This is a genomic window from Salinibacterium sp., from assembly GCF_031364185.1.
GTDB lineage: Bacteria > Actinomycetota > Actinomycetes > Actinomycetales > Microbacteriaceae > Rhodoglobus.
Window position 1 is genome coordinate 19,766 of record NZ_JANLVV010000003.1, and the last position, 22,975, is coordinate 42,740.

The 22,975-nt window shown below is 62.9% G+C and carries 25 protein-coding genes and 3 tRNA genes; 12 read left to right on the forward strand and 16 right to left on the reverse strand.

What is annotated here, in order from left to right; all coding sequences use genetic code 11:
* Together nucS and RMN95_RS00330 are read left to right on the forward strand one after the other, a co-directional pair.
* Entirely contained in the window at positions 1 to 696 is a 696-nt protein-coding gene (nucS, locus tag RMN95_RS00325) for an endonuclease NucS (protein WP_309614987.1), read from the forward strand.
* Positions 697 to 717: 21 nt separating this feature from the next.
* Positions 718 to 1,374, forward strand: coding sequence for an HAD hydrolase-like protein (locus RMN95_RS00330; RefSeq protein ID WP_309614988.1), 657 nt, complete (start codon positions 718 to 720; stop codon positions 1,372 to 1,374).
* On the opposite strand, the gene RMN95_RS00335 is transcribed toward RMN95_RS00330, so the two are convergent.
* Positions 1,371 to 1,589, reverse strand: a complete 219-nt coding sequence (locus tag RMN95_RS00335; RefSeq protein ID WP_309614989.1) for a hypothetical protein — start codon at positions 1,587 to 1,589, stop codon at positions 1,371 to 1,373. The genes RMN95_RS00330 and RMN95_RS00335 overlap by 4 nt on opposite strands.
* Positions 1,590 to 1,611: 22 nt before the next feature.
* Here RMN95_RS00335 and RMN95_RS00340 point away from each other — a divergent pair, with 22 nt between their 5' ends.
* Entirely contained in the window at positions 1,612 to 2,055 is a 444-nt protein-coding gene (locus RMN95_RS00340; protein ID WP_309614990.1) for a MarR family transcriptional regulator, read from the forward strand.
* 119 nt (positions 2,056 to 2,174) lie between these two features.
* Here RMN95_RS00340 and RMN95_RS00345 read toward each other — a convergent pair whose 3' ends face one another.
* The 5 genes from RMN95_RS00345 to RMN95_RS00365 form a co-directional block, all read right to left on the reverse strand.
* Positions 2,175 to 3,197 carry an FAD-dependent monooxygenase gene (locus RMN95_RS00345; RefSeq protein WP_309614991.1) on the reverse strand — a complete coding sequence of 341 codons (1,023 nt, stop codon included), beginning with the start codon at positions 3,195 to 3,197 and terminating at the stop codon, positions 2,175 to 2,177.
* Positions 3,194 to 3,718 (reverse strand): isoprenylcysteine carboxylmethyltransferase family protein, encoded by a 525-nt coding sequence (locus RMN95_RS00350; protein WP_309614992.1) that lies wholly within the window; start codon positions 3,716 to 3,718, stop codon positions 3,194 to 3,196. The genes RMN95_RS00345 and RMN95_RS00350 overlap by 4 nt, the downstream gene beginning before the upstream one ends.
* Positions 3,715 to 4,767 carry a 3-oxoacyl-[acyl-carrier-protein] synthase III C-terminal domain-containing protein gene (locus tag RMN95_RS00355; RefSeq protein WP_309614993.1) on the reverse strand — a complete coding sequence of 351 codons (1,053 nt, stop codon included), beginning with the start codon at positions 4,765 to 4,767 and terminating at the stop codon, positions 3,715 to 3,717. Before RMN95_RS00355 ends, RMN95_RS00350 begins: the two co-directional genes overlap by 4 nt.
* A gap of 40 nt (positions 4,768 to 4,807) precedes the next feature.
* Positions 4,808 to 5,623 (reverse strand): DNA/RNA non-specific endonuclease, encoded by an 816-nt coding sequence (locus tag RMN95_RS00360; protein ID WP_309614994.1) that lies wholly within the window; start codon positions 5,621 to 5,623, stop codon positions 4,808 to 4,810.
* Between the two features lie 300 nt (positions 5,624 to 5,923).
* Positions 5,924 to 6,007 (reverse strand) — tRNA-Leu (locus RMN95_RS00365).
* 200 nt (positions 6,008 to 6,207) lie between these two features.
* Here RMN95_RS00365 and RMN95_RS00370 point away from each other — a divergent pair.
* The 7 genes from RMN95_RS00370 to pknB all read left to right on the forward strand — a co-directional run bounded on the left by RMN95_RS00370 (position 6,208) and on the right by pknB (position 15,071).
* On the forward strand, positions 6,208 to 6,930 hold the full coding sequence (locus tag RMN95_RS00370; protein ID WP_309614995.1) for a DUF3662 and FHA domain-containing protein: 723 nt from the start codon (positions 6,208 to 6,210) through the stop codon (positions 6,928 to 6,930).
* Complete coding sequence (locus RMN95_RS00375; RefSeq protein ID WP_309614996.1) at positions 6,930 to 7,460, forward strand: FHA domain-containing protein; 531 nt, start codon at positions 6,930 to 6,932, stop codon at positions 7,458 to 7,460. Before RMN95_RS00370 ends, RMN95_RS00375 begins: the two co-directional genes overlap by 1 nt.
* Positions 7,461 to 7,464: 4 nt before the next feature.
* Positions 7,465 to 8,709, forward strand: coding sequence for a protein phosphatase 2C domain-containing protein (locus RMN95_RS00380; protein WP_309614997.1), 1,245 nt, complete (start codon positions 7,465 to 7,467; stop codon positions 8,707 to 8,709).
* 28 nt (positions 8,710 to 8,737) lie between these two features.
* Positions 8,738 to 10,138 (forward strand): FtsW/RodA/SpoVE family cell cycle protein, encoded by a 1,401-nt coding sequence (locus tag RMN95_RS00385; RefSeq protein WP_309614998.1) that lies wholly within the window; start codon positions 8,738 to 8,740, stop codon positions 10,136 to 10,138.
* Positions 10,135 to 11,589: a penicillin-binding protein 2 gene (locus RMN95_RS00390; RefSeq protein ID WP_309614999.1), complete on the forward strand. Its 1,455-nt coding sequence runs from the start codon at positions 10,135 to 10,137 to the stop codon at positions 11,587 to 11,589. Before RMN95_RS00385 ends, RMN95_RS00390 begins: the two co-directional genes overlap by 4 nt.
* Positions 11,586 to 13,265, forward strand: a complete 1,680-nt coding sequence (locus tag RMN95_RS00395; protein ID WP_309615000.1) for a protein kinase domain-containing protein — start codon at positions 11,586 to 11,588, stop codon at positions 13,263 to 13,265. Before RMN95_RS00390 ends, RMN95_RS00395 begins: the two co-directional genes overlap by 4 nt.
* A gap of 84 nt (positions 13,266 to 13,349) precedes the next feature.
* Positions 13,350 to 15,071, forward strand: coding sequence for a Stk1 family PASTA domain-containing Ser/Thr kinase (gene pknB / locus RMN95_RS00400; protein ID WP_309615001.1), 1,722 nt, complete (start codon positions 13,350 to 13,352; stop codon positions 15,069 to 15,071).
* A 34-nt stretch (positions 15,072 to 15,105) separates the two neighbouring features.
* Here pknB and RMN95_RS00405 read toward each other — a convergent pair whose 3' ends face one another.
* Genes RMN95_RS00405 through RMN95_RS00415 form a run of 3 tightly spaced genes read right to left on the reverse strand, consistent with a single transcriptional unit; the run spans position 15,106 to position 16,681 of the window.
* Positions 15,106 to 15,741, reverse strand: a complete 636-nt coding sequence (locus RMN95_RS00405; protein WP_309615002.1) for a glutamine amidotransferase-related protein — start codon at positions 15,739 to 15,741, stop codon at positions 15,106 to 15,108.
* On the reverse strand, positions 15,738 to 15,899 hold the full coding sequence (locus RMN95_RS00410; protein WP_309615003.1) for a hypothetical protein: 162 nt from the start codon (positions 15,897 to 15,899) through the stop codon (positions 15,738 to 15,740). Before RMN95_RS00410 ends, RMN95_RS00405 begins: the two co-directional genes overlap by 4 nt.
* Entirely contained in the window at positions 15,899 to 16,681 is a 783-nt protein-coding gene (locus RMN95_RS00415; protein WP_309615004.1) for a class E sortase, read from the reverse strand. Before RMN95_RS00415 ends, RMN95_RS00410 begins: the two co-directional genes overlap by 1 nt.
* A gap of 82 nt (positions 16,682 to 16,763) precedes the next feature.
* Between RMN95_RS00415 and RMN95_RS00420 the strand changes: the two genes are divergently transcribed.
* A complete protein-coding gene (locus RMN95_RS00420) occupies positions 16,764 to 17,009 on the forward strand; it encodes a cell division protein CrgA (RefSeq protein ID WP_309615005.1) in 246 nt (81 codons plus the stop codon).
* An 82-nt stretch (positions 17,010 to 17,091) separates the two neighbouring features.
* Here RMN95_RS00420 and RMN95_RS00425 read toward each other — a convergent pair whose 3' ends face one another.
* On the reverse strand, positions 17,092 to 17,700 hold the full coding sequence (locus RMN95_RS00425; protein WP_309615006.1) for a rhomboid family intramembrane serine protease: 609 nt from the start codon (positions 17,698 to 17,700) through the stop codon (positions 17,092 to 17,094).
* Between the two features lie 231 nt (positions 17,701 to 17,931).
* Positions 17,932 to 18,465, reverse strand: a complete 534-nt coding sequence (locus tag RMN95_RS00430; protein WP_309615007.1) for a peptidylprolyl isomerase — start codon at positions 18,463 to 18,465, stop codon at positions 17,932 to 17,934.
* A gap of 136 nt (positions 18,466 to 18,601) precedes the next feature.
* Between RMN95_RS00430 and RMN95_RS00435 the strand changes: the two genes are divergently transcribed.
* Positions 18,602 to 19,183 carry a hypothetical protein gene (locus RMN95_RS00435; RefSeq protein WP_309615008.1) on the forward strand — a complete coding sequence of 194 codons (582 nt, stop codon included), beginning with the start codon at positions 18,602 to 18,604 and terminating at the stop codon, positions 19,181 to 19,183.
* Between the two features lie 16 nt (positions 19,184 to 19,199).
* Here the strand turns inward: RMN95_RS00435 and RMN95_RS00440 are convergent, their stop codons facing one another.
* The 5 genes from RMN95_RS00440 to gyrA all read right to left on the reverse strand — a co-directional run bounded on the left by RMN95_RS00440 (position 19,200) and on the right by gyrA (position 22,948).
* Positions 19,200 to 19,634 carry an NUDIX domain-containing protein gene (locus RMN95_RS00440; RefSeq protein WP_309615009.1) on the reverse strand — a complete coding sequence of 145 codons (435 nt, stop codon included), beginning with the start codon at positions 19,632 to 19,634 and terminating at the stop codon, positions 19,200 to 19,202.
* Between the two features lie 3 nt (positions 19,635 to 19,637).
* A tRNA-Ala gene (locus RMN95_RS00445) sits at positions 19,638 to 19,710 on the reverse strand.
* 72 nt (positions 19,711 to 19,782) lie between these two features.
* Positions 19,783 to 19,856: transfer RNA gene (locus RMN95_RS00450), tRNA-Ile, on the reverse strand.
* A gap of 99 nt (positions 19,857 to 19,955) precedes the next feature.
* A complete protein-coding gene (locus RMN95_RS00455) occupies positions 19,956 to 20,363 on the reverse strand; it encodes a DUF3566 domain-containing protein (RefSeq protein WP_309615010.1) in 408 nt (135 codons plus the stop codon).
* Positions 20,360 to 22,948, reverse strand: coding sequence for a DNA gyrase subunit A (gene gyrA, locus RMN95_RS00460; protein WP_309615011.1), 2,589 nt, complete (start codon positions 22,946 to 22,948; stop codon positions 20,360 to 20,362). Before gyrA ends, RMN95_RS00455 begins: the two co-directional genes overlap by 4 nt.
* Positions 22,949 to 22,975: the final 27 nt, after the last annotated feature.

Here is a 22,975-nt window from a genome sequence, read left to right on the forward strand (position 1 = left end):
GTGCGCCTCGTTATTGCCCGATGTTCCGTCGACTACGCCGGGCGCCTCAGCGCACACCTGCCGCTGGCCACCCGGCTGCTGCTGGTCAAGGCCGACGGCTCGGTTCTGGTGCACTCCGATTCGCTGTCGTATAAGCCGTTGAACTGGATGAGCCCGCCCTGCACCCTCGCCCTGATGGAGCCCGATGTCGACCAAACGGATGCCGGCGTCATCCAGATCTGGCGCGTCGCCCAGGCGAAGACCGCCGACCTGCTCGTCATCTCGATCCACGAGATCCTGCACGAGAGTGCGCACGAGCTCGGCCATGACCCCGGGCTGCAGAAAGACGGTGCCGAGCATCACCTGCAGAAACTTCTCGCCGAGCAGATCGAATTGCTGGGCGACGGCTTCACGCTGGTGCGGCGCGAATTCATGACCGCGATCGGCCCGGTCGACATTCTGGCGCGGGATGCCTCCGGCGGCAGTGTCGCGATCGAGATCAAGCGGCGCGGCGACATCGACGGTGTCGAGCAGCTCACGCGATACCTTGAGCTCATGAATCGCGACCCACATCTTGCGCCGGTAACGGGGATTTTTGCCGCCCAGGAGATCAAACCCCAGGCCCGCACGCTGGCCCAGGATCGTGGCATCCGATGCCTGCTTCTCGACTACGATGCGATGCGCGGGCTTGATGACAGCGACCACCGCCTGTTCTGATCGATCTAGGCTTGGAGCACCATGACGCCCGAGTTCAGCAGCATCCTGTTCGACCTGGACGGCACTATCGTCGACTCGGCCCCCGGCATCACAGCCACGCTGGCCTACACGTTCGAGCGGCTGGCACTGCCTATCCCATCTCCGGCAGAGCTGGTCGCCTACGTGGGTCCGCCGATACTGGACTCATTCCGCGATCTCGCCGGCTTTACGCCTGAGCAATCGCAGCGGGCGCTCGAGATCTACCGGCCGGAGTACCTCCGTTCCGGCGCGTTCAACGCCACGGTGTACCCGGGAGTGGAGGACGTGCTGCGTGCGATCCACGAGAGCGAGGTGCCGCTGTCGCTGGCCACCTCCAAGCCCGAGACGCCGGCGAAGCTCATCCTGGAGCACTATGACCTGCTGAAGTATTTTGATGTGATCACCGGCGCATCCGACGATGAGGTGCGCAGCGCCAAGGCGGATGTCGTCGAAGAGGCCTTGCTGCGCCTCGCGGGGATTGGCGCAAACATCGCAAAACCCGTGATGGTCGGCGATCGTTCGCATGACGTGCATGGCGCCGCGGCCCACGGAGTACCCACGATTTTCGTGCGCTGGGGCTACGGCTCGCGAGCCGAAGAGGTTGGCACGATCGCGGCCGTCGATACAACGGACGAGCTGGTCACGCGACTGCTCGGCTAGTTGCCGGGCGTGGGGCAGTGCATCTTCGTCGATGTGTGATCCTGCGAACGCTCGAAGCGGTGCAGGCTCATCTCTTCACCGCATAACGGGCAGGCCTTTTCCGCCGTCGGCGGCAATGGAGCTTCGTTGTATGGACCCAGCGGGGGCGGCCCGATGTAAGGAAACAGCAGCCTGTTCAGCCGATCCCACCACGCACGCTTAATTTCATTGGCCACAAATCCTTAGTATACTAACTAAATGACTGCTCTACTGGATGACCCACTCGCGCTGGAGCGCCAGGTCTGTTTCGCGTTGGCCGCGGCATCCCGAAGCGTTATCGGGCTGTACAGGCCCGTCCTCCAACCGCTGGGCCTCACCCATCCGCAGTACCTCGTGATGCTTGCGCTATGGGAGAGGAGCCCGCGCACGGTGCGTGACATCGGCCAGGCCCTCCGGCTCGAACCCGCAACGCTGTCACCGTTGCTCAAGCGGCTTCAGAGCGCGGGGTTGCTGACCCGCAACCGCAACGTCAACGACGAGCGCGCGCTCGATGTGGAACTCACGACCGAGGGTCGCGCACTGCGGGGGCGCGCCGAACTGGTCCCAGGGCAGATTGTCGACAGGCTCGGGATGGACACGGCTGAACTCGAGCGGATCCGTGACGGACTGACCCTACTGCTGGCCGCGAGCGACCGCACCTGAGGGCAGTCGCAGCTGATCGGCTGATTCCGTCGAGTGCGCCCGTTCGGCGCGACCGCCGGCGTGCGCACAGACGCGCTGGCGCCGAATGGCCGCGCTCGACTCGGGAAGCCGCAGCTGCCTCAGCGCGCGAGCCGCTCCACCACCGCGCCGTACACCTGAGGAAGCGCAGAGGCCGCCGGCACGATCACACCGCGAAGCGGACCGGTTGCCGCTCGTACGAGGCCGGAGGTCAGTCGCCGAAAATCTCGCGTCGATCGAGCCCAGGCCCGGTCGTAGCCGGCACCGCCCGTGACATGCGCCACGGCCAGCCGCGCCTGGTCGAGCCCGAGTCGCAGACCCTCGCCGGTGATGGCATCCACATATCCGGACGCATCGCCCACCAGCAGCACCCGGCCCGCCGATGGTGTGAGCGCCCGCTGCCGAAACGGGCCGGCGCCGCGCAGAGAGCTGGCGGCGGTAGCCCCATCCAGCCGCTCGGCGAGCGCGGGAATGCCGCGCACCGTCGCCGCGAAATCCGTGCGCTGTGGCCCGAGGATGGCGATCCCGACAGTGTCAGCCGCAACCGGGGTGACGTATACCTCGGCATGCTCCGCCCAGTGCACCTCAATGAGGTCACTCCACGGCGCAACGGCGAAGTGCTGCCGCAGTCCGTACCGGCGCGTGCCCGCGGGCCGCGGATCATCCAGCCCTGCAATTCGCCTGACCGCAGAATGAAGTCCGTCGGCGCCGAAAAGCCAGCCGGCGCGAAGGCCGTTGACGGTCACTCCCGCGGAATCCTGTGTGAACGTCTCAACGCGGCTGCAGAGACGTTCGACTCCCAATTGCTCCGCGCGGGAGAGCAGCGCGTCGTGAAGCGCGGTGCGGCGCACCCCGCGACCCGCGCCGGTGCGGAACAGGTGGTCGGCGCGTCGATGCGGCGACAGGTAACTGACTCCGCGCAGCGGCATCCCCGCCGGGTCGACACCGAGTCTGGCCAGCAGGGGCAGCGCGCCCGGCATCAAGCCCTCACCACACGCCTTATCGATGGTGCTATCGCGAGGTTCGATTATCGCGACGGTCAGCCCCGCGAGCCTCGCCTCGATCGCGGAGGCCAACCCGACGGGGCCACCCCCGACGACCACCACATCGATGTCGACACTCATGCGAGCTGCCTCAATGCCCTGTTTTCGGTCGGGATGCGAAACCCGAGCAGCAATACGGCGTTCAGTACCGTAAACCCGAGCGCCGTCATCCACGCAGTATGCACCAAGGGCAGCGCGATGCCTTCGACGGCAACCAGCAGGTAATTAGGATGCGGCAGCCACGCCCAGCGATACGGACCCTGGGCGATCCGACCGGCCCCCGGCACCACGATGACGCGGGTGTTCCACTGGCTGCCCAGCGAATGGATGATCCAGTAACGCCCGGCCTGGCAGAGCAGTGCAATCACGAGCATCGGCCAGCCGAGCCCGGGAACGAAGGGACGATTCAACACCACGACTTCCGCGATGCAGGCGAGCAGCAGTCCCGTGTGCAGCGTCACCATCCACGGGAAGTGGCCGCGCCCATACTCGGTGCCGCCACGTGCGAATGCCGCAGCAGCGTTGCGCTTCGACACCGATAGTTCGAACAGGCGCTCCCCACCTGTCAGAAGAACGAGGCCGACATAGAGGATGACGCTCACGGCCACTCCAGCAACACAAACTCGGCGCTCACGCCGGGGCCGAGCGCGAATAGCAGCCCGGTCGAACCGGGGGTCACGCCGGCGTTCATCGTGTCGGCGAGCACGTGCAACACGGCGGAGGATGACAGGTTGCCGACCCTGTCGAGCGACGCCCACGATTTCTCGAAGGCCGTCGCCGGTACGTCCAGGGCGTGGGCAAAGGCGTCGAGCACGCGCGGCCCACCCGGATGCGCGTCCCAGGTGGTGACATCCGCGATCCCGAGGCCATTATCGGCCAGAAAGGCGGCGGCTTCGGCGGGAAAGTGCCGCTCGATCACCCCGGCGACTCCGGCCGTCAGCACGATCTCGAAACCGCTGCCGCCCACGTGCCAGCCGATCACGTCAGTGGTATCCGGGTAGAAGGAACTGCGGGTGTCGATGATGCGGGGGCCAGGCTCCGGCCGGTCGTCGCCGACGAGCACCACGGCAGCTGCACCATCCCCGAAGAGCCCGGTGGCCACAAAATTGGCCATCGTCTCGTCGTCGCGCTGCAGGGTGAGCGAGCAGAGCTCGACGCTCAACAGCACGCCGACCTGGGTGGGATGCCCGACCAGGTAGTCGTGCACTCGTGCGAGTCCGGCGGCTCCCGCGACACAGCCGAGGCCGAACGAAGGCAGTCGTTTCACGTCGGGGCGTAGGCCCAGCCGTTGCACGAGCAGCGCATCGACCGAGGGGGCGGATATCCCGGTCACCGAGGTGAACATCACGAAGTCGACGTCCGGTGCCTCGAGCCCGCACGCGGAGAGCGCCGTCCGCAGCGCCCGCTCGGCCAGGTCGGTGGCTACCTCGATGAAGATGTCATTGGACTCACGGAAGGTTCCGAGGCTGCGGTAGCGCTCCAGCGGCAGCGCCGTGAAGCGCGTTCCGATCCCGGATGCGGCATGCATGCGCTCGAGAACGGCCCGTCGGCCGGGCACCGAAGAGATGAGCGGAGCAAGCTCGGCCGTAATTTCGGACTGGCTGTATTCGTGGGCGGGAAGCACGGGCGCGACCGCCGCAATGCGCGTCATTTTTCGAACCTAACACGCGGCGCGCGCAGCAACGTCGGCTTCAGAGCACGATGTCGTCTCGCGAAGCGAGTTCGCGCCAGTCTGCATGAGGTCCGACCGGTTGCGCTGTCGGCGTTGGCTGGTAACGATCGGCATCCATAAGTTGCTCAATCGCCAGCCCGGTAAGTTCCGCGATGCGCTCGACCGGCACCTGGAAACAGCGAAATGGACCCAGCGGCGGCGGATTGCCGCTGGTCAGTTGGCGCAGGTCGATGTCGGCAAGAAGCGGCGACTGGTCGAGCACAAACCCGGCGCTGCGCAGTTCGGGCTTCTCGCCAATATCGACCGTCCAGGCTGCGATTTTCCAGAACAATCTCGGGATGCGAATGCCCCGGTAGACCGCATCGTCCGCCCTGAAGACCGGCCCCGTGAACACACTCACGCGCAGCTGGTTCGCGTTCGCGTACTCAAGTACGTGATCTTCGAGCCCGACCCACAGCTCTTTGCCCTGGTTGAACTCGTCAGCCTGCGGTGCGGCGTTGGTATAGGTGAAGCTGTCGGCATTGGCCTGTTTGGCGTCGTCTCCCCACACCGGATCCCTGCGACGCACGAGGTGGCCGCGATCGAGGCTGTTCCTGCTGTACAAGCCAGGGCCGGCCTGCTGGTCCTCGGCGATCCGCTTATCGAGGCGCCACGTGTTGCCGCGTGCGAGATCGACCAACTCCGCCCCAGCGATGTTGACGGCCGTGGCCGCGGCCAGCCTGCGCGCCGGATCCAGCAACACACTGAAGTGCGTGTAGTCGAGTTGGATGACCGGCTGCTGCGCCGCGGGCAGCCCAAGCGCCACATCCAGGAAGCCCGCCTCGTATCCGCTCATACCCCTGAGCGTAGCGATTGCGAGGCGCTGAAGCGGAGTGCCATACATCTGCCATACGTTGCCTCGTGGGAGCATGCCTCCCCATCGGCGAACTGGCGAAGGCGCCCCCGAAAAACATGGGGACGCCTTCATCAGCTACGGTGCGCGAAGGGGGACTTGACGCCCAAACCGAGCCGCCGGCCCAGCATGCTGGTCCGGACTGCACGGTTCGGGGCCCCGGACGCTCAAGAAACACACCCCACACGTCTCAACTGGCGAAGGCGCCCCCGAAAAGCATGGGGACGCCTTCATCAGTTACGGTGCGCGAGGGGGGACTTGAACCCCCATGCCCTCTCGGGCACACGGACCTGAACCGTGCGCGTCTGCCAATTTCGCCACTCGCGCTCACCTGCCAGCAGCGAGCCGCCGACTGAGCGAGATTATCACAGTGTGGCGATCACAGTAGGGGGCTCGATACAGCCGGGCCACGGCGCTGAAAGGTCATCCCGCCATGGTAAATGCGCAGGAGTTGCGGTGGCGTAGAGGTAGCTTGTGGCCCCAGCAGCTAACATCGGGTACCAGCACGGGCAATGATGAGGAGAGTTTTGGGTCTTCTGGACAGCTTCGAAAAAGGTCTCGAGCGCGCCGTCAACGGTGCATTCGCCAAGACCTTTAGGAGTGGACTGCAGCCGGTCGAGATCACCAGCGCCCTGCGCCGGGAACTTGACACTAAGGCCGCCGTCGTGTCGCGCGACCGCATTCTCGTTCCCAATAAGTTCACTGTCCGCCTCAACCGCGTAGATTTTGACCGGATGACCGGGCTCGGCCCGACCCTCATCGACGAGTTGACCCAACTCGTGCAACAACATGCTGCGGCGCAGCACTACTCGTTTGCGGGTGGCATCTCGATCAGACTGTCCGAGGATCCGACGCTCAGCCAGGGAATGATCGAGATACAGTCGGTCAACGTCAAGGGCACCGTCGCGTGGACTCCGGTGCTGGATATCAACGGCGCTCGCCACCCGATCACGCACTCACGCACGATCATCGGCCGGGGCAGTGATGCGACCATTCCCGTCGATGACACCGGAATCTCCCGCAAGCACGTTGAGATCCTGTGGGACGGCGCGAAGGCCGAGGTCAACGACCTCGGGTCAACCAATGGTTCGCTGCTGAATGGCGTCAGAGTCTCGAGGGCACCCCTGCCACCCGACTCGGTGATTGACATCGGCCGCACCCGGATTGTGTTCCGGGTGCTCGCGCAATCAGCCGATGTCGACCAATTCTCTGATCTGCGCGGGTCTGACCTGCGGGATGGCGCTCGCTGATGGGTGAATTGACCCTCCTCATCCTGAGGATTGCCTTCCTCGTGGTGCTCTGGGGATTCGTTTTCGCGATCGTCTACGCGTTGCGCTCCGACCTGTTCGGCCAGAAAGTTCGGCGCCTGCCCGCCGCGGCAGCGGCGCCGGCGGCCGCGGTAGTCGCGCCGCAATTCACTGCCCCGGCGCCCGTCACAGAGCAGATGTCGCGGCCCCAGTCACCGGCATCCGGTGTCGCCAGTTCAGTGGATGCCCGCCGCCTGGTCATCACCACGGGGGCGAAGGCGGGCCTCCAGATGGACCTCCCCGACGAAGCCATGACCATCGGGCGCTCGAATGAATCCGGGCTGGTGATCCGCGACGATTACACCTCCACGCATCATGCACGCCTGCTGCTGTGGGGTGACGGGTGGGTGATCCAGGACCTAGACTCGACCAACGGCACGTTCCTGGACGGCACTCGAGTTCTCGTTCCCACGCAGGTGCCGTTGAACACACCGGTCAAGATCGGTACCACGAGTTTCGAACTTCGGCGGTAGGTGAATGGCCACGACGGGTAAAAGTGCGGCCGTTTCGCACGTCGGCAAAGTCCGCAGTAACAATCAGGACAGCGGATATGCCGGGCAATTTCTTTTCGTCGTCGCCGACGGAATGGGCGGCCACGCGGGAGGCGACGTGGCCTCGGCGATTGCGGTGAAGCGCATCTCTGAAACCGACAGACTCTACTCCTCAGCCCATGACGCCGAGTTCGCGCTGCGCACGGCACTACTCGCCGCCAACTCCTTGCTTGCCGAGACGGTGTTCGAGCACTCAGAACTGACCGGCATGGGCACGACGGTCAGCGGCATCCTGCGCGTGGAAAACAAGATCGCGCTCGCCCACATTGGCGATTCGCGCATTTACCTGCTTCGCGACACCGTGCTCACCCAGGTCACCGCAGACCACACTTTCGTGCAGCGCCTCGTCGATAGCGGCCGCATCACGGCCGAGGAGGCCGCGGTTCACCCGCGCCGATCGGTTCTCATGCGCGTCTTGGGCGACGTCGACGCGTCGCCCGAGATCGATACGACGGTGCTCGAAACCCGACCCGGCGATCGCTGGCTGTTGTGCTCTGATGGCCTCAGCAGTTACGTCAGCGATGAGAAGATGCACCTGGCGCTGTCGACAATCCCCGCCGCCCAGGCCGCCGCCGAGAAACTGGTCAAAGACAGTCTCGACCACGGTGCACCAGACAATGTCACCGTCGTCATCGTTGATATTGATGAGTCCGGGGATTCCGCTCACGTTCCCCCGATCACGGTCGGATCCGCCGCAGTTCCGCTGGTCTTCGAGAATGAGGTGGTGCGCAGACCAATGCGTCTGCCGAGCCTGCTGCTTCATCCACTGAAGGCCGCCCAGCCCGACGATAGCCATTTCGAGCCGGAATCAGACGACTACCTGACGGCACTGATCCTGGAAGACCGGCGCCGCGAGATTCGGCGCCGCGTGGGCTGGCTCGCGTTCGTGGTGATCGTGGCCGGGCTGATCATCGCCGCCTGTGTGATCGGCTACGAGTTCACCCAGCGTCACTACTTCGTCGGCGCCCAGGACGGCAGGGTCACGATCTTCCAGGGCGTGCAACAGGATATCGGCCCCATCTCGCTGTCCCACGTCTATAAGACGACCACCCTGCAGGTGAGTGATTTACCGGCATACCAGCGCGAAACTGTCGAGGCGACCATCAATGCCGACGATCTTGACGATGCCCAGCGCATCATCGACCAGTTGACCAGTTCACGGAAGCCCTGAGATTACTACCGCACACGAATCCGGAGCATTGTCGACGTTCACGTCGACAATTCGACTGCGCCTGAAGGTGCCGGCAAAGCTTCGCAATCTTGAACTGGCGCTGCTAGTGCTCGCGATTAGCATCGATCTCGGCACGGTTGCCCTCGTCCAATTGGGCGCGCTCGGCACACTCGACTCGACCATGTTGGTGTTGGTCGGGATGCTTGGGGTGCTGATTCTGGCCGTGCATGTCGTTCTGCGGGTCGTCGCCCGCGATGCCGATCCACTGATCCTGCCCATCGCCACCGTGCTCAACGGCCTGGGCATCGCCATGATCTATCGCGTAGACCTTGCGTTCGATCTGCGAGGCTGGGACAACGGGGGGGTGCGACAGGTGGCCTGGACGGCGCTCTCGATCGTGATCGCCATCGCCGTCCTGCTGCTCGTGCGCAACCACCGGGTGTTGCAGCGATACACCTACATTGCGATGGCCAGCGGGATCCTGCTGCTCGTGCTTCCGATGCTTCCGATCATCGGAAGCGATCTCGGCACCAGCGCCCAGCTCTGGATCAAAGTTGGCCCGTTCTCGTTCCAGCCCGGTGAGCTCGGAAAGGTTGCGTTGGCAATCTTCTTTGCCGGCTATCTGGTCACGGCGCGCGATTCCCTCTCCATGGTGGGCCGCAGGTTCCTGGGCATGCAGTTTCCGCGAGCGCGCGATCTCGGCCCCGTGTTGGTGGTCTTCGCAGCATCCATGCTTGTGCTGGTCGTGCAGCGCGACCTCGGCACCGCGTTGCTGTACTTCGGCCTCTTCCTGGTCATGCTCTACGTTGCGACCGGGCGCTCGAGTTGGATTGTCCTCGGGCTCGGATTGTTTTTCGTGGGAGCGTTTGTCGCCAGCCAGACCCTCAGCTACGTCGGCGGTCGAGTGGATGCCTGGCTTGACGCCTTCAATCCCGACATCTACGACGCGGTGGGTGGCAGCTACCAATTGGTTCAGGGAATGTTCGGCCTTGCGGATGGCGGAATCATCGGCACCGGGCTCGGGCAGGGCAGCCCGGAGATCACCCCTCTCGCCGAGAGTGACTACATCATCTCTGCCCTGGGAGAAGAACTCGGGCTCATCGGGGTTTTTGCAATCCTCGGGCTCTACCTGTTGTTCGTGTCCCGCGGGTTCCGAATCGGCTTCGCCGGCCAGGATGACTTCGGGCGACTCCTCGCAGTCGGCCTCTCCTTCGTCATCGCTCTTCAGGTCTTTGTCGTGATCGGCGGCGTCACGAGGGTAATCCCGCTGACCGGCCTCACCACACCCTTCCTCGCGGCCGGCGGTTCGTCGCTGGTCGCCAATTGGATCATCGCGGCTCTGCTTCTCAGACTCTCCGACTCGGTCAGAAACCAACCGCTGTTGGTGGTGGATCCGCTGGAAGACAGACGACTGGTGGTGGGCCAGTGACTAAGGAGCTGAAGCGCGTCAGTACGGTGGTACTGCTGATGTTCGTGGCCCTGTTCATCTCGAGCTCGGTCATCCAGGTGCTTGCCGTGGATGAACTGAAAGCGGATGCTCGCAACTCGCGCACGCTCTACGCCAGCTATTCGGCCGAGCGCGGGCCGATTCTCGTTGATGGCCAGCCCATCGCGTTCTCGCAGGCCGCCGATGATGAGTTCAAGTTCCAGCGGGTATACACGAACGGCCCGCTGTATGCGCCGGTCACGGGTTATCTCACCCTCAACCAGGGCAACACGGGGCTGGAGGATGCCCTGAACAGCTACCTCAGCGGAACCTCGAATACCCAATTCTTCGACCAGGTCAACGCGATCATCACCGGCCAGAACTCCAAAGGTGCCTCGGTCGAGTTGACCATCGACCCCGTCGTTCAGCAGGCGGCATGGGATGCTCTCGGTGACTACCAGGGGGCCGTCATTGCCATCCGCCCCAAGACCGGTGAGATCATCGCCATGGTGTCCAAGCCCACTTTCGACCCTAACCTGTTCGCGATTCATGACTCTGAGCAGGTCATCGCAACCTACAACCAGCTGCTGGACGACCCGGCCGGTCCCCTCTTCAACCGCACTCTTGCCGGCGCGCTCGACCCACCGGGATCGACCTTCAAGCTCGTGGTCGCCTCCGCCGCGATCGACAGTGGAGCGTTTACGGCCGATAGCGCCTTCCCGAACCCGGCCACGCTGACGCTGCCCCAGTCGAGCTTCCAGATCAGCAACTCCGATGGTGCCGCCTGCGGCTCCGGCGACACCGCCACGATCGCCACCGCCATTCGCCTCTCATGCAACATCCCGATGGCAGAGCTCGGCCAGCAACTCGGCTACCGCGCGATCCTCGAGCAGGCCACGAAGTTCGGCTTCAACGAGAGCATCGATATTCCTCTCAGCTCGACTCCCAGCGTCTACCCTCGCGTGCTCGACGAACCACAGACAATGCTGTCCGCCTTCGGGCAGTCCAGTGTGCGGGCATCCCCGCTACAGATGGCGATGGTATCGATGGCAATAGCTAATGGAGGCATGATTATGAAACCGAACCTCGTCGAGGGCATCATGTCGTCAGACCTCAACCCGATCGAGACATTCTCGCCTGAGATATTCAGGCAGGCCATGAGCCAGCAAACCGCGGCCAAGATGACGGAACTCATGGTGGCATCGGTCGCCAACGGGGCCGCGAATACTGCCACAATAGACGGGGTCGACGTCGCGGGTAAGACCGGTACAGCAGAGAACGACGCGGGTGATCCTTATACCCTGTGGTTCACCGGTTTCGCTCCGGCAGCAGATCCTGAGGTTGTCGTTGCCGTCGTCGTGCAAAACGGCGGGGGTCTGGGGCAGGACGGCCTGTCGAGCAGAATCTCGGCCCCGATTGGCAAACAGGTACTAGAGGCGGTGTTGAAAAAATGAGACCCTCGAGCGGGATCACATTCGGAGGCCGTTACCAACTGTCGAGCCGCGTCGCCATCGGTGGAATGGGTGAGGTGTGGCAGGCGACTGACCTGGTCATCGGTCGCACCGTCGCCATCAAGATTCTCAAAGACGAATACCTGGGCGACCCTGGGTTCCTGGAACGATTCCGCGCTGAGGCGCGCCACGCGGCACTGGTCAACCACGAGGGCATCGCCAATGTATTTGATTATGGCGAAGAAGACGGCAGTGCCTACCTCGTCATGGAGCTCGTTCCCGGCGAGGCGCTGAGCGCCATCCTCGAGCGCGAACGCGTGCTCTCGAGCGACCGCGTTCTCGACATCGTGGCACAGACTGCGGCCGCCCTCCAGGCCGCACACGCGGCAGGGCTCGTGCATCGCGACATCAAGCCCGGCAACCTGCTGATCACCCCGGACGGCCGCGTCAAGATCACCGACTTCGGCATTGCGCGCATAGCCGACCAGGTTCCGCTCACCGCGACCGGCCAGGTCATGGGCACGGTGCAGTACCTCTCTCCCGAGCAGGCGAGCGGTCATCCTGCGTCGCCCAGTACCGATCTTTATTCGCTGGGGGTTGTTGCCTACGAGTCTCTCGCGGGTCGGCGCCCCTTCACCGGGGAGTCTCAGGTCGCCATTGCGATGGCGCAGATCAACGAGACTCCGCCCGAACTTCCTGTCTCGGTCGCCGACCCCGTCCGCAACCTGGTCTACGCGTGCCTGGCCAAGAACCCCGCGGATCGTCCGGCCTCGGCAGCCCACCTCGCCCGAGCCGCGCAGGCACTGCGCCGAGGAGACGTCGCGGCGGCGGCGGCGGCGGTACCCGGCGTTCTCGGCGATGGCACTCTCGCCGCCACGGTCGGCCCTAACTATGGCCAAAACACCCAGGCGACCCGAGTGCTCACCACGCAGAACGCCGTCGCAACCCCGGTGGCACCTCTCGAGGCAAAGCGCCGCAATCCGTGGACGTGGCCCCTTGTCATCCTTATCTCTCTCCTCGCGCTGGTGCTTGTGGGAACGATCATCGCTCTCGTCGCCAGTCCCGAGAAAAGGGCGACACCCTCGAACACCCCTCCCTCCGCCAACTCGTCGAGCGCTCCGGTGCCCTCGTCGACCACTCCCACCGCGAGCGACAAAATCAAGCTGGACCCGACGGAGATCATCGGCCGCACCCAAGACGTCGTGAAGGAGCGGCTGGCCGAGCTCAACCTGACCCTGGATGCACGCGACGGAACGGTGGCCAAAACCCCGGAAGAGGAAGGGCTCGCGTACAGCGTCACCCCCTCCGGCAACGTTCGTGCTGGCGAGGTCATTACAGTGTCGTTCTACTCCCCGATTCCCGAACCGCCTTCCGCTCCCAAGCCGTCGGCCATGACGGCGTCGTCCGGCCCCTACCTCCCGGGCACCGTGGTGACCTTCACCTGGACAACCTATGCGGGTTGTCCGGCAGGTCATCCGTTGAGCGGATTTAACGTCCAGTTGAGCAAAGGAACCTTCGTCACCGGCGGCGCGAACCGCCCAGCGGCTGATACCTCTGTCGGGGTCACGATCTCGAGCACGGTAGGCGACACCACCTCTGTGACCTACACCGCCGTGTGCACCGACTTTGAGTCGCCCACATCAGATTCCACCTCCGTCACGGTCGTAACGGGACCCTAACGGTCATGCCGCAGCACGGGGTTGCCCGTAGGCCAGCGGTTACACTGGCGAAGATAGTATCCAGCCACAGCCGGGAGAACGCACGTGATCGAAGGTCTTGCACAGGGCGTGCGCGAGCTCGCCGGGCGGTACCAGATCGGTGATCTGCTCGGTCGAGGTGGCATGGCCGATGTGCATGCCGGCACCGACAACCGGCTCGGGCGGCGCGTGGCCGTCAAACTACTCAAGCCCTCGCTGGCACACGATCCAGCCTTCCGCACCCGGTTTCGACGCGAGGCGCAGGATGCTGCCAAAATGGCGCATCCGACCATTGTCCGAATCTTCGACGCCGGCGAGGAAGCCGTCAAGGACGGTAACGGCACCGAGACACTCGTGCCCTACATCGTTATGGAATATGTCGATGGGCGCCTGCTGAAAGACATCGTCGCCGACGGGCCTCTCGACCCCGCCGAAGCGTGCCGCATCATCGGCCAGGTACTGACCGCTCTCGAATACTCGCATCGTGCCGGGGTCGTGCACCGCGACATCAAACCGGGCAACATCATGATCACGAAAAGTGGCCAAGTAAAGGTGATGGATTTCGGCATCGCAAGGGCCATCTCCGATACGTCGGCCACCATCGCCGAGACCAGCGCGATCGTCGGGACGGCCTCGTACTTCTCACCGGAACAGGCCCGCGGCGAGACAGTGGACGCCCGTACCGATCTTTACTCGACCGGCATCGTGCTGTTCGAGCTCCTCACAGGCCGCGCGCCGTTCCGCGGCGAGAACCCCGTGGCGGTCGCCTACCAGCACGTGAACTCTGAGGCAGTACCGCCGAGCGCCCTCAACCCGGGAGTATCACCGGCGCTTGACGCGGTAGTGCTGCGGTCGCTGGCCAAGGATCGATTCGACCGCTACCAAAGTGCCGCCGACTTCAGGGCAGATGTCGACACCGCAGCAGCGGGGTCAGTCCCGGCTCGTAAGCAGCTGGCGATCAATGACTTCAACAGCACCCTCTTTGGCGTCAACCCCACGTCGACAGCAGGATCCGAAGCGGCAATTCGCCAGTTGACGGTGGACCGCGACGATCGACTGGTACGAACCCAAAATCGCCCCCCCGTCGCCTGGATTTGGGCTGGTATCGCCACCATGGTCGTGGTGATCGTCGCCGTGATCTTCTGGACGTTCAACCTGTCCCCGACCAATCTCGCCCCCAACCTGTCGACGGAAGTTCCGAGCGTCATCGGCCAGAGCCTCGAGGAGGGGACTTCAACGCTGGAGGGCAGCAACCTTGTCGTGCAGAAGTTCTCGGAACCCAGTTCTGACATCCCCGAGAACGTCATCATCCGCACAGACCCGGAGGCGGGCATCCCCGTCTCACCCGGAACTCAGGTCAAGGTGTACGTCTCTTCCGGCGAGGTGGCTGTGGCCGTGCCTGATGTGTCGAGAATGCCGGAGGCGGCCGCGATCGCCGCGATAGAAGCAAGAAAGCTCGTCTACGGCGCCACAACCCGCGACTACTCCCCAGACCTGGCCGATGGTGTCGTCATCCGCTCGGACCCTGCCGCGGGAGCGAGTCTTGCCGATGGCAAAGCCGTTCGCGAGGGAGATCTGATCAACCTGATCGTCTCTAACGGCCTAGTCAGCATCCCCGACGTGGCCGGCAAAACTATCAAAGACGCGAGCGGCATTCTCGCCGCGCTCCAAATTCCCGTCAGTGTGAAAATCGACACAGGATGCTCCGGCGGAACCGTCTCGGGCCAGTCAGCCTCCGGCGAGCAGCCGCAGAAGACCGCGGTCACCCTGCGCGTCTGCAGCGGCTGACTTCCAGCAGTCTGAGCTTCTAAAGCCCGAGCCTCTAAAGTCTGACGAGAGGATTCAGCCCGCGAGCCGTTTCTGCCGCTGAGGGCAGCCCGGCGACCGCGAGCCAGTTACCGAGCATCCGGTAGCCACCTTCGGTCAACACGGATTCGGGATGAAACTGCACGCCGAAGACAGGTTGACTCTCGTGCCGAAGCCCCATAATGACACCACCCTGGGTGCGCGACGTCACCACCAGCTCGGACGGAACTGTCGAATTGATGACAGCGAGAGAGTGATACCTCGTCGCGCGGAACGGCTGGGGTACCCCGTCATAGAAGTCGCTGCCATCGTGCTCGATCATCGAGGTTTTGCCGTGCATCAACTCGTCCGCGTGTGTGACGGTTGCGCCGACGGCCTCGGCGATCGCCTGGTGGCCGAGACACACTCCCAGTAGCGGCTGGCCCGATGTCAGCGCCGCGGTGACGATCGGAATGCTCACCCCGGCATCCGCCGGCGTTCCGGGGCCGGGCGACAGCAGCACGGCGTCGTAGTCGCGAATGACATCGGCCGCGGCATCCATTGAGAATGCGTCGTTGCGGAGCACCTCGGTTTCGGCACCCAGCTGGATCAGGTACCCATTGAGCGTGTAAACGAAGCTGTCGTAGTTATCGATGACGAGAACGCGTGTCATGGTTGTTCCACCGTGACCTCCTGAGGGGTGATGAAATGGTCGGCCCAGGGGAATACCCAGAACACGAGGGCCACCGCTACGGCAGCCACGAGAAGTAGGAGCATCGCAACCCGCGCCCACCAGGGGCCGGGAAGCATTCGCCACAGTGCCCCGTACATCAGCCGACCGTTCCGGGCTGCATGAGCAGCGCGATCTCGGGCGGTGGACCGTCGGCGCGGGGGTACCAGGTGTCGTAGAGGGAGTACATGATGATGCGTTCGGATGCGGTGAACACCGGGTTGCAACTGGTCAGGGTAAGTAGGCGGTCGGTCGGTATCACTCCTGCTGCTTGCGGAACTGGATCGAGCACCCCCACGCCCGACGCCGGAACGTACTCCAGGCTTCGGAACACATAGCGGTACCAGCCTGCCGCCATCTCAATGTATATCGAGTCGCCAACCTGCAGCTTCTCAATATCAAAAAAGGGTGATCCGTTACCCGTGCGGTGAGCCGCGAAGGCTGCATTGCCCACCTCGCCCGGCATCTGCGTTCCTGGATAGTGACCGACGCCCGCGCGCAGCACGTCGGCGTTGATCCCCTGCGCCACAGGCCTGGTGTAGTCGGTGCCAAATCTTGGGACGATCATATTCGCGAATTGCGCAGCATCGTCAGGCGCGGTCTGCACGGGTGGGGGGCCGGGATCCCGTCGCTCCGTGGATGCTGCGGGTCTCGCGGGGCCACCCTCACTCCAGCTCCGGCTGAGCGCCCGTGCCTCGACGGCCTGCGCACCGCTGCTCATCAGGTTCCCGAGCCAGACTTGCCAGCCCAAAAACAGCAGCACGACCACTCCGGCGGTGATCAGCAGTTCGCCCAGCACCCCCAGGATGCTGAGCCGAGGGCGGGGCTTCGCCGTTCTCGTCTCGGCGCCGCGTTTATCCGGGCGACCGCGTGCCATGGTCATGGCACGATTCTAAACCGACCTGACGGCCCCGAATCCCGGAGTGCCAGCCTACTGCCACCCGGATCAGGCTAAGATCTTGCGCATGGCCCGAACGACAGCACGCACAAAAACCGACCGCCCCGTCGAAGCTCGCACGGGTGAGCAGGCTCCCAACGCTGTGTGGTTCAAGCCCGTGATGTTCGGTTTCATGCTTCTCGGCCTCATCTGGATCATTGTCTTCTACGTCAGCAACAACACCCTTCCGATTCCGAATCTGAACTCCTGGAACATCCTGATCGGCTTCGGGATCATGTTCATCGGCTTCCTGATGACGACTCGCTGGCGCTGACCAGCACCTTCGCTTTCACGGACCAGTAACTACAACTGTGTAGTTATACCCACTGTGGAAAGCCTGTGGATAACTTCCCTGGTCACAGGACGAACAGCCTCAGCAGAGTGAGTGCGATGAGGGCCGCGACAATCCCTGCGACGAGTGCGATCTGCAACACTTTCTGGTCGATTCTCCTCGTTCTGAGGTAGACCAGAGCAACGGCGCAGCCGATGATGAGGCCACCGACATGTGCCTGCCAGGCGATATTGGTGCCCGGCAGGAATCCAATCACGAGGTTCAGCCCGATGACGATCAGCAGCTGGACGTTATTGCCGCCAAGTTTGCGCTGGATGACGAAGTACGCGCCGAGCAGACCGAAGATTGCGCCGGAAGCGCCGACCACGGGAGTGGTTGGTGCCAGAAGCAGAACAGCCACGGACCCGCCGAATCCGCTGACAAGATACAGAGCCAGGAACCGCGCGCGCCCGATAAGCCCCTCCAGTATCGGCCCAAAGATAAATAACGAAAACATGTTGAACAGGATGTGTAGAAGCGAACCCTCAGAGTGCACGAACAGGGCTGTCATCATGCGCCACGGTTCGCTGTACGTGTACGGGCCGTAATACAGCAGCGCATCCGTCACCGTGCTTCCGGGAAGGATCTGCAGCAGATAGACCAAGACCGTCACCGCGATCAGGCCGTACGTCACGACGGGTGTGTCACTCGAGCGGCGCAGCGAGCCAAGGATTCTTGGTCTCCGGCGTGGAGCCCCGGCGCGGGCCTCTTTGACGCACTCGGGGCAGTGCACCCCGACCGCAGCCTGGGTTTGGCAATCGGTGCACACCGTCCGACCGCACCGCTGGCAGAGAATGTAGCTCTGCCGGTCGGGATGCCGGTAACAGTGGTTAGCCGAATAGTTCGGCGCGGTCGTCACCGAGGATCAGGCCTGGCTAAGGGTGATGCTCTCAATGACGACATCGGTGAGCGGCTTATCGCGACCGTCGGTGTCGACAGCCTCAATCGCGTCGACCACGCGCTTGGACTCCTCATCGGCCACGACGCCGAAAATCGTGTGCTTACCCTGCAGCCACGGGGTGGGGACTGTAGTGATGAAGAACTGTGAACCGTTGGTGCCCTTGCCACCGCGTGTGCCGGCGTTGGCCATCGCCAGGACGTAGGGCTGCGAGAAGTTCAGGTCAGGGTGAATCTCGTCATCGAATTCAAAGCCAGGCCCGCCCGTGCCCTGTCCGAGCGGGTCACCGCCCTGCAGCATGAACTGCTTGATGATGCGGTGAAACACCACACCGTCGTACAGCTTATCCTTCGAGACCTTGCCGGTGGCGGGGTGGGTCCATTCGATGGTTCCCGAGGCGAGCCCCGTGAAATTAGCAACTGTCTTGACGGCGTGATTGCCGAAGAGGTTGAGGGTGATATCGCCGAGGGAAGTCTTCATGGTCGCAACTGCTGTATGCATGGTCTCAATTCTTGCATAGTGGTCTTCACTGAAACCCCGTTATCACCCTGTCGCCTCCGAGGCAACGTAGTACCTCTCATCCACCCGGCATGACAGTATTGACAGACGTTTCGATTCTCCACTGGAGGTTTTCCTCATGGCACTATCACGCAAGCGCCGCAAAGAGCTCACCAGGCTGAAAAGCCAGGCCGCAAACCTGTGGGACGATCAGAAAGAGCTCCTGGATCACGCCAACCTCGTCGTTCGCGAGGCTCGCCGCCAGGCGTCGCACTATGCACGCGAAGAGGTGAGCCCGAGAATTCGCGACAGGTACGACGACACACTTCGCCCCGTCGTCTCGTCAGCTCGGTCCGCTGCCGAGAGCGGCATCGCCGGAGCGCGTTCGGCGGCGAGCAACACCCGCCATCGCATTACCGATGAGGTCATTCCCAACGCAACGGCCGCGCTCGGTGCAGCCCTGGCGGCCATAGAGGTGGCGAAAAACCACCAGGTTCGGGATGCCCTCGACCGGGCCTCGAAGATCGGCACTGATGTCGGCACCCGCGTAGGCATCATCCAGCCGAAGCCCGCGGCCGGCCCCGGCAAATACATCCTTATTGGTATCGGCGTCGTCGCCTTCGCCGTCGTGGCCTACGCCGCGTGGCAGACCCTTCGCGCCGACGATGAATTGTGGGTCGAAGAAGATGTCGCACCACTCCCTCTCGCGAACGAGAGCTGAGCCCAACAACAGCCGGTCAGTGGGTCCGAGGTGTGGAACGCTTAGCGTGCCAGGCCCCCAGAGCGATATCGACCAGGCTGACACGGGGGAGGGCGCCTACGTCGTCCAGGGCCACCCAGCGGGCTTCATCACTCGAGCCGCCGATCTCGTGCGCCAGTTCGCCAGACACGACCATCGCTTCGTACACGATCCGGAACGAATGTAGCGGCTCGCTGCTGGTTCCCTGGCGCGAGGGGCCCGGAATCACGATCGAGTCGGCGCTCAGCAGGCCTCCGACCGCTGCCGTGAACCCGGTCTCTTCGCGAATCTCACGGATCGCAGCATCCACCGGCTGCTCACGCTCCTCGACTCCACCGCCGGAAAGCGACCACCGGCGCCCCTCGTGCCAGTGGGTAAGCAGTATGGAGCCGTCAACGACAATGACGCCGTACGCGGCGACCCGAATGTCCATATGTGGAGCCTAGGGGAATCGAACCCCTGACCTCCTGCTTGCAAAGCAGGCGCTCTACCAATTGAGCTAAGGCCCCGCGAATCGCTGTGCCGGAGGGCACCGCGACTCCCGGTACTTCAGGTGAAGAAATCTCTTATGAAGATTCCAGTGGGGATACGAGGACTTGAACCTCGGACCTCTTCGTTATCAGCGAAGCGCTCTAACCGCCTGAGCTATATCCCCCAGACCAGATAAGAACCTATCTTATCCCGGCCGGTTCCTTGTAATCGGCACCGTGTAGTCGGCAACGCTCACTGCGCTATCGCGGCACCGTGCGAGCGATCAGTTATTAGTGAACCCCACGAGCAGTCCACCGGTGATCCTGACACTGAAGTTGTAAAGCATGCTGGCGATCGCACCCAACGCCGTGCCCACGACAACGTTCAGGATGGCAATCACCACGGCGAAGAGGGCGACCTTCGCGAGCGAGAGGTTAGCCGTCACACTAAAGTTTGGATCCCCCAGAATGTCCTTAAGAACCTTATCGAGGCTGCCGAAAATGCCCGTCGAGTTGAGCACAATCCACACCAGGATGGTGGCAATCACCAGGATGATGCCGAGCGACAGAGCAATCAGGAACGAAAACTTCACCGCCGACCAGAAGTCGATGTAGACGAGTTTTAGGCGAACCTGCTTGGTGGCGACCTGGCGCTGTGATTTGCGTTGAAGCTTCTCTGCGACGCTACTCATCGGACACTCTCATCTGGCGACTCGCCTTTCCCGGCGGATTCCACGACGACCTGGTCGGTATCGACCGGCTCCTCGGATTCCTGGTTCTCTAGATTTCTTTCACTGTTGCGGGCAATGGCGATGATCCGATCATCGTCCGCGAAGCGGGCAAAGACCACGCCCATGGTGTCTCGCCCTTTGGCCGGGACCTCAGCGACAGACGAGCGTACCACCTTGCCACTGGCAAGAACCACCAGAACTTCGTCCTCATCGCCCACAATCAAAGCGCCCGCCAGGTCGCCCCGGGCTTCGGCCAACTTCGCCACCTTGATGCCCAGCCCACCGCGGTTCTGTACCCGGTATTGGTCGACGGAGGTGCGTTTGGCGTAGCCACCCTCCGTCACCACGAACACGTACCCGCTGTCGCTGACAACGCTCGCCGACAATAACTGGTCTTCCTCGCGGAAATGCATTCCGATGACGCCTGAGGTCGACCGGCCCATGGGACGCATGGCTGAGTCAGAGGCCGTGAACCGAATAGACATGCCCTTGCGTGACACGAGCAACACATCGGCATCCTCTTCAACCAGCATCGCCGAGACGACCTCGTCACCCTCGCGCAGATTAATCGCGATGATTCCGCCCGTACGATTCGTGTCGTACTCGGTCAGAGCGGTCTTCTTCACGAGACCACCTCGGGTGGCGAGTACAAGATACTTCGCCGCCTCATAGTCAGGAATGTCGAGTATCTGTGCAATTTCCTCACCGGGCTGCATCGCAAGCAGGTTGGCAACGTGCTGGCCCTTGGCATCGCGGCCGGCTTCCTGCAGTTCGTACGTTTTGGCGCGATAGACCCGGCCCGTGTTCGTAAAGAACAACAGCCAATGATGGGTGGTCGTCACGAAGAAGTGATCCACCACGTCGTCGGCGCGAAGCTGGGCGCCCTTGACACCCCGGCCGCCGCGATGCTGACTGCGGTAATTGTCACTGCGGGTGCGCTTGATGTAGCCGCCGCGGGTGACGGTGACGACCATTTCCTCTTCGGGAATAAGGTCTTCCACGCTCATATCACCGTCAAAGCCGAACATGATCTCTGTGCGGCGATCGTCACCGTACTTTGCGATGAGGTCAGTGAGCTCCTCGCTGATGATGTCTCGCTGGCGCTGCGGGCTGGCAATGATAGATCTGAACTCCACGATCTCAAGTTCGATCGCGTCGTGCTCGTCGACGATCTTCTGTCGCTCCAGTGCTGCGAGTCGGCGAAGCTGCATCTCCAGAATGGCGCGGGCCTGAATCTCGTCGATATCCAGCAGCGCGATAAGCCCGTCGCGGGCATCTTCCACGGTAGAGGAGCGACGAATCAGGGCAATGACGTCGTCAAGTGCATCGAGAGCCTTCAGATATCCCCGCAGGATATGTGCGCGCTCTTCGGCCTTGCGCAGGCGGAACTCCGTGCGCCTGACAATGACCTCGATCTGATGGGTTGCCCAGGCGGTGATGAAACCGTCTATCGACAGGGTGCGAGGGATACCGTCGACAATAGCCAGCATGTTCGCGCCGAAATTCTCCTGCAGCGGGGTGTGCTTATAAAGATTGTTGAGAACGACCTTGGCGACCGCGTCACGTTTGAGCACAATCACCAGGCGCTGGCCTGTGCGGCCGGATGTCTCGTCCCGGATGTCAGCGATGCCCGCGAGTTTGCCGTCCTTAACGAGGTCGGCGATCTTCAGCGCGAGATTATCTGGGTTGACCTGGTAGGGCAACTCGGTGACCACGAGGCAGGTGCGACCCTGAAGTTCTTCGACGTTGACAACGGCGCGCATGGTGATGGAACCGCGTCCTGTGCGGTAGGCATCCTGGATCCCCTTGAGGCCAAGAATCTGGGCACCGGTCGGGAAATCAGGGCCCTTCACCCGCTGTATGAGTGCTTCGAGAAGCTCCTCCCTGCTGGCCTCGGGGTTGGCCAGATGCCAGAGTGCTCCCTCGCCAACCTCGCGCAGGTTGTGAGGAGGGATGTTTGTAGCCATCCCGACGGCAATCCCAACAGAACCATTCACGAGCAGGTTGGGGAGGCGGCTCGGCAGAACAGTGGGCTCTTTGGTTCTGCCGTCGTAATTGTCTTGGAAGTCGACCGTATCTTCCTCGATGTCACGGACCATCTCCATGGCCAACGGTGCCATCTTGGTCTCGGTGTAACGATGCGCCGCAGCGCCATCGTTGCCGGGAGAACCGAAGTTTCCCTGGCCGAGAGCCAACGGGTACCTCAGACTCCATGGCTGCACCAGCCGCACCAGTGCGTCGTAGACCGACGAATCCCCGTGAGGGTGGAACTGCCCCATCACGTCGCCGATGACGCGCGTGCACTTCGAGAATCCCTTATCCGGCCGGTACCCGCCGTCATACATCGCGTAGATTACCCGCCGGTGCACGGGCTTTAGCCCATCCCTTACCTCAGGTAGTGCGCGCCCGACGATTACACTCATCGCATAGTCGAGGTAGGACCTCTGCATTTCCAGCTGCAGGTCAACCTGCGTGACCTTGTCGTGCGTCTCATCGAGCACTTTATCGGCGAAGATCGGCTCTTCTGGTTCTGTTACATCAGCCATGGTTGTGCCCTAAAGATTAGAAAACCT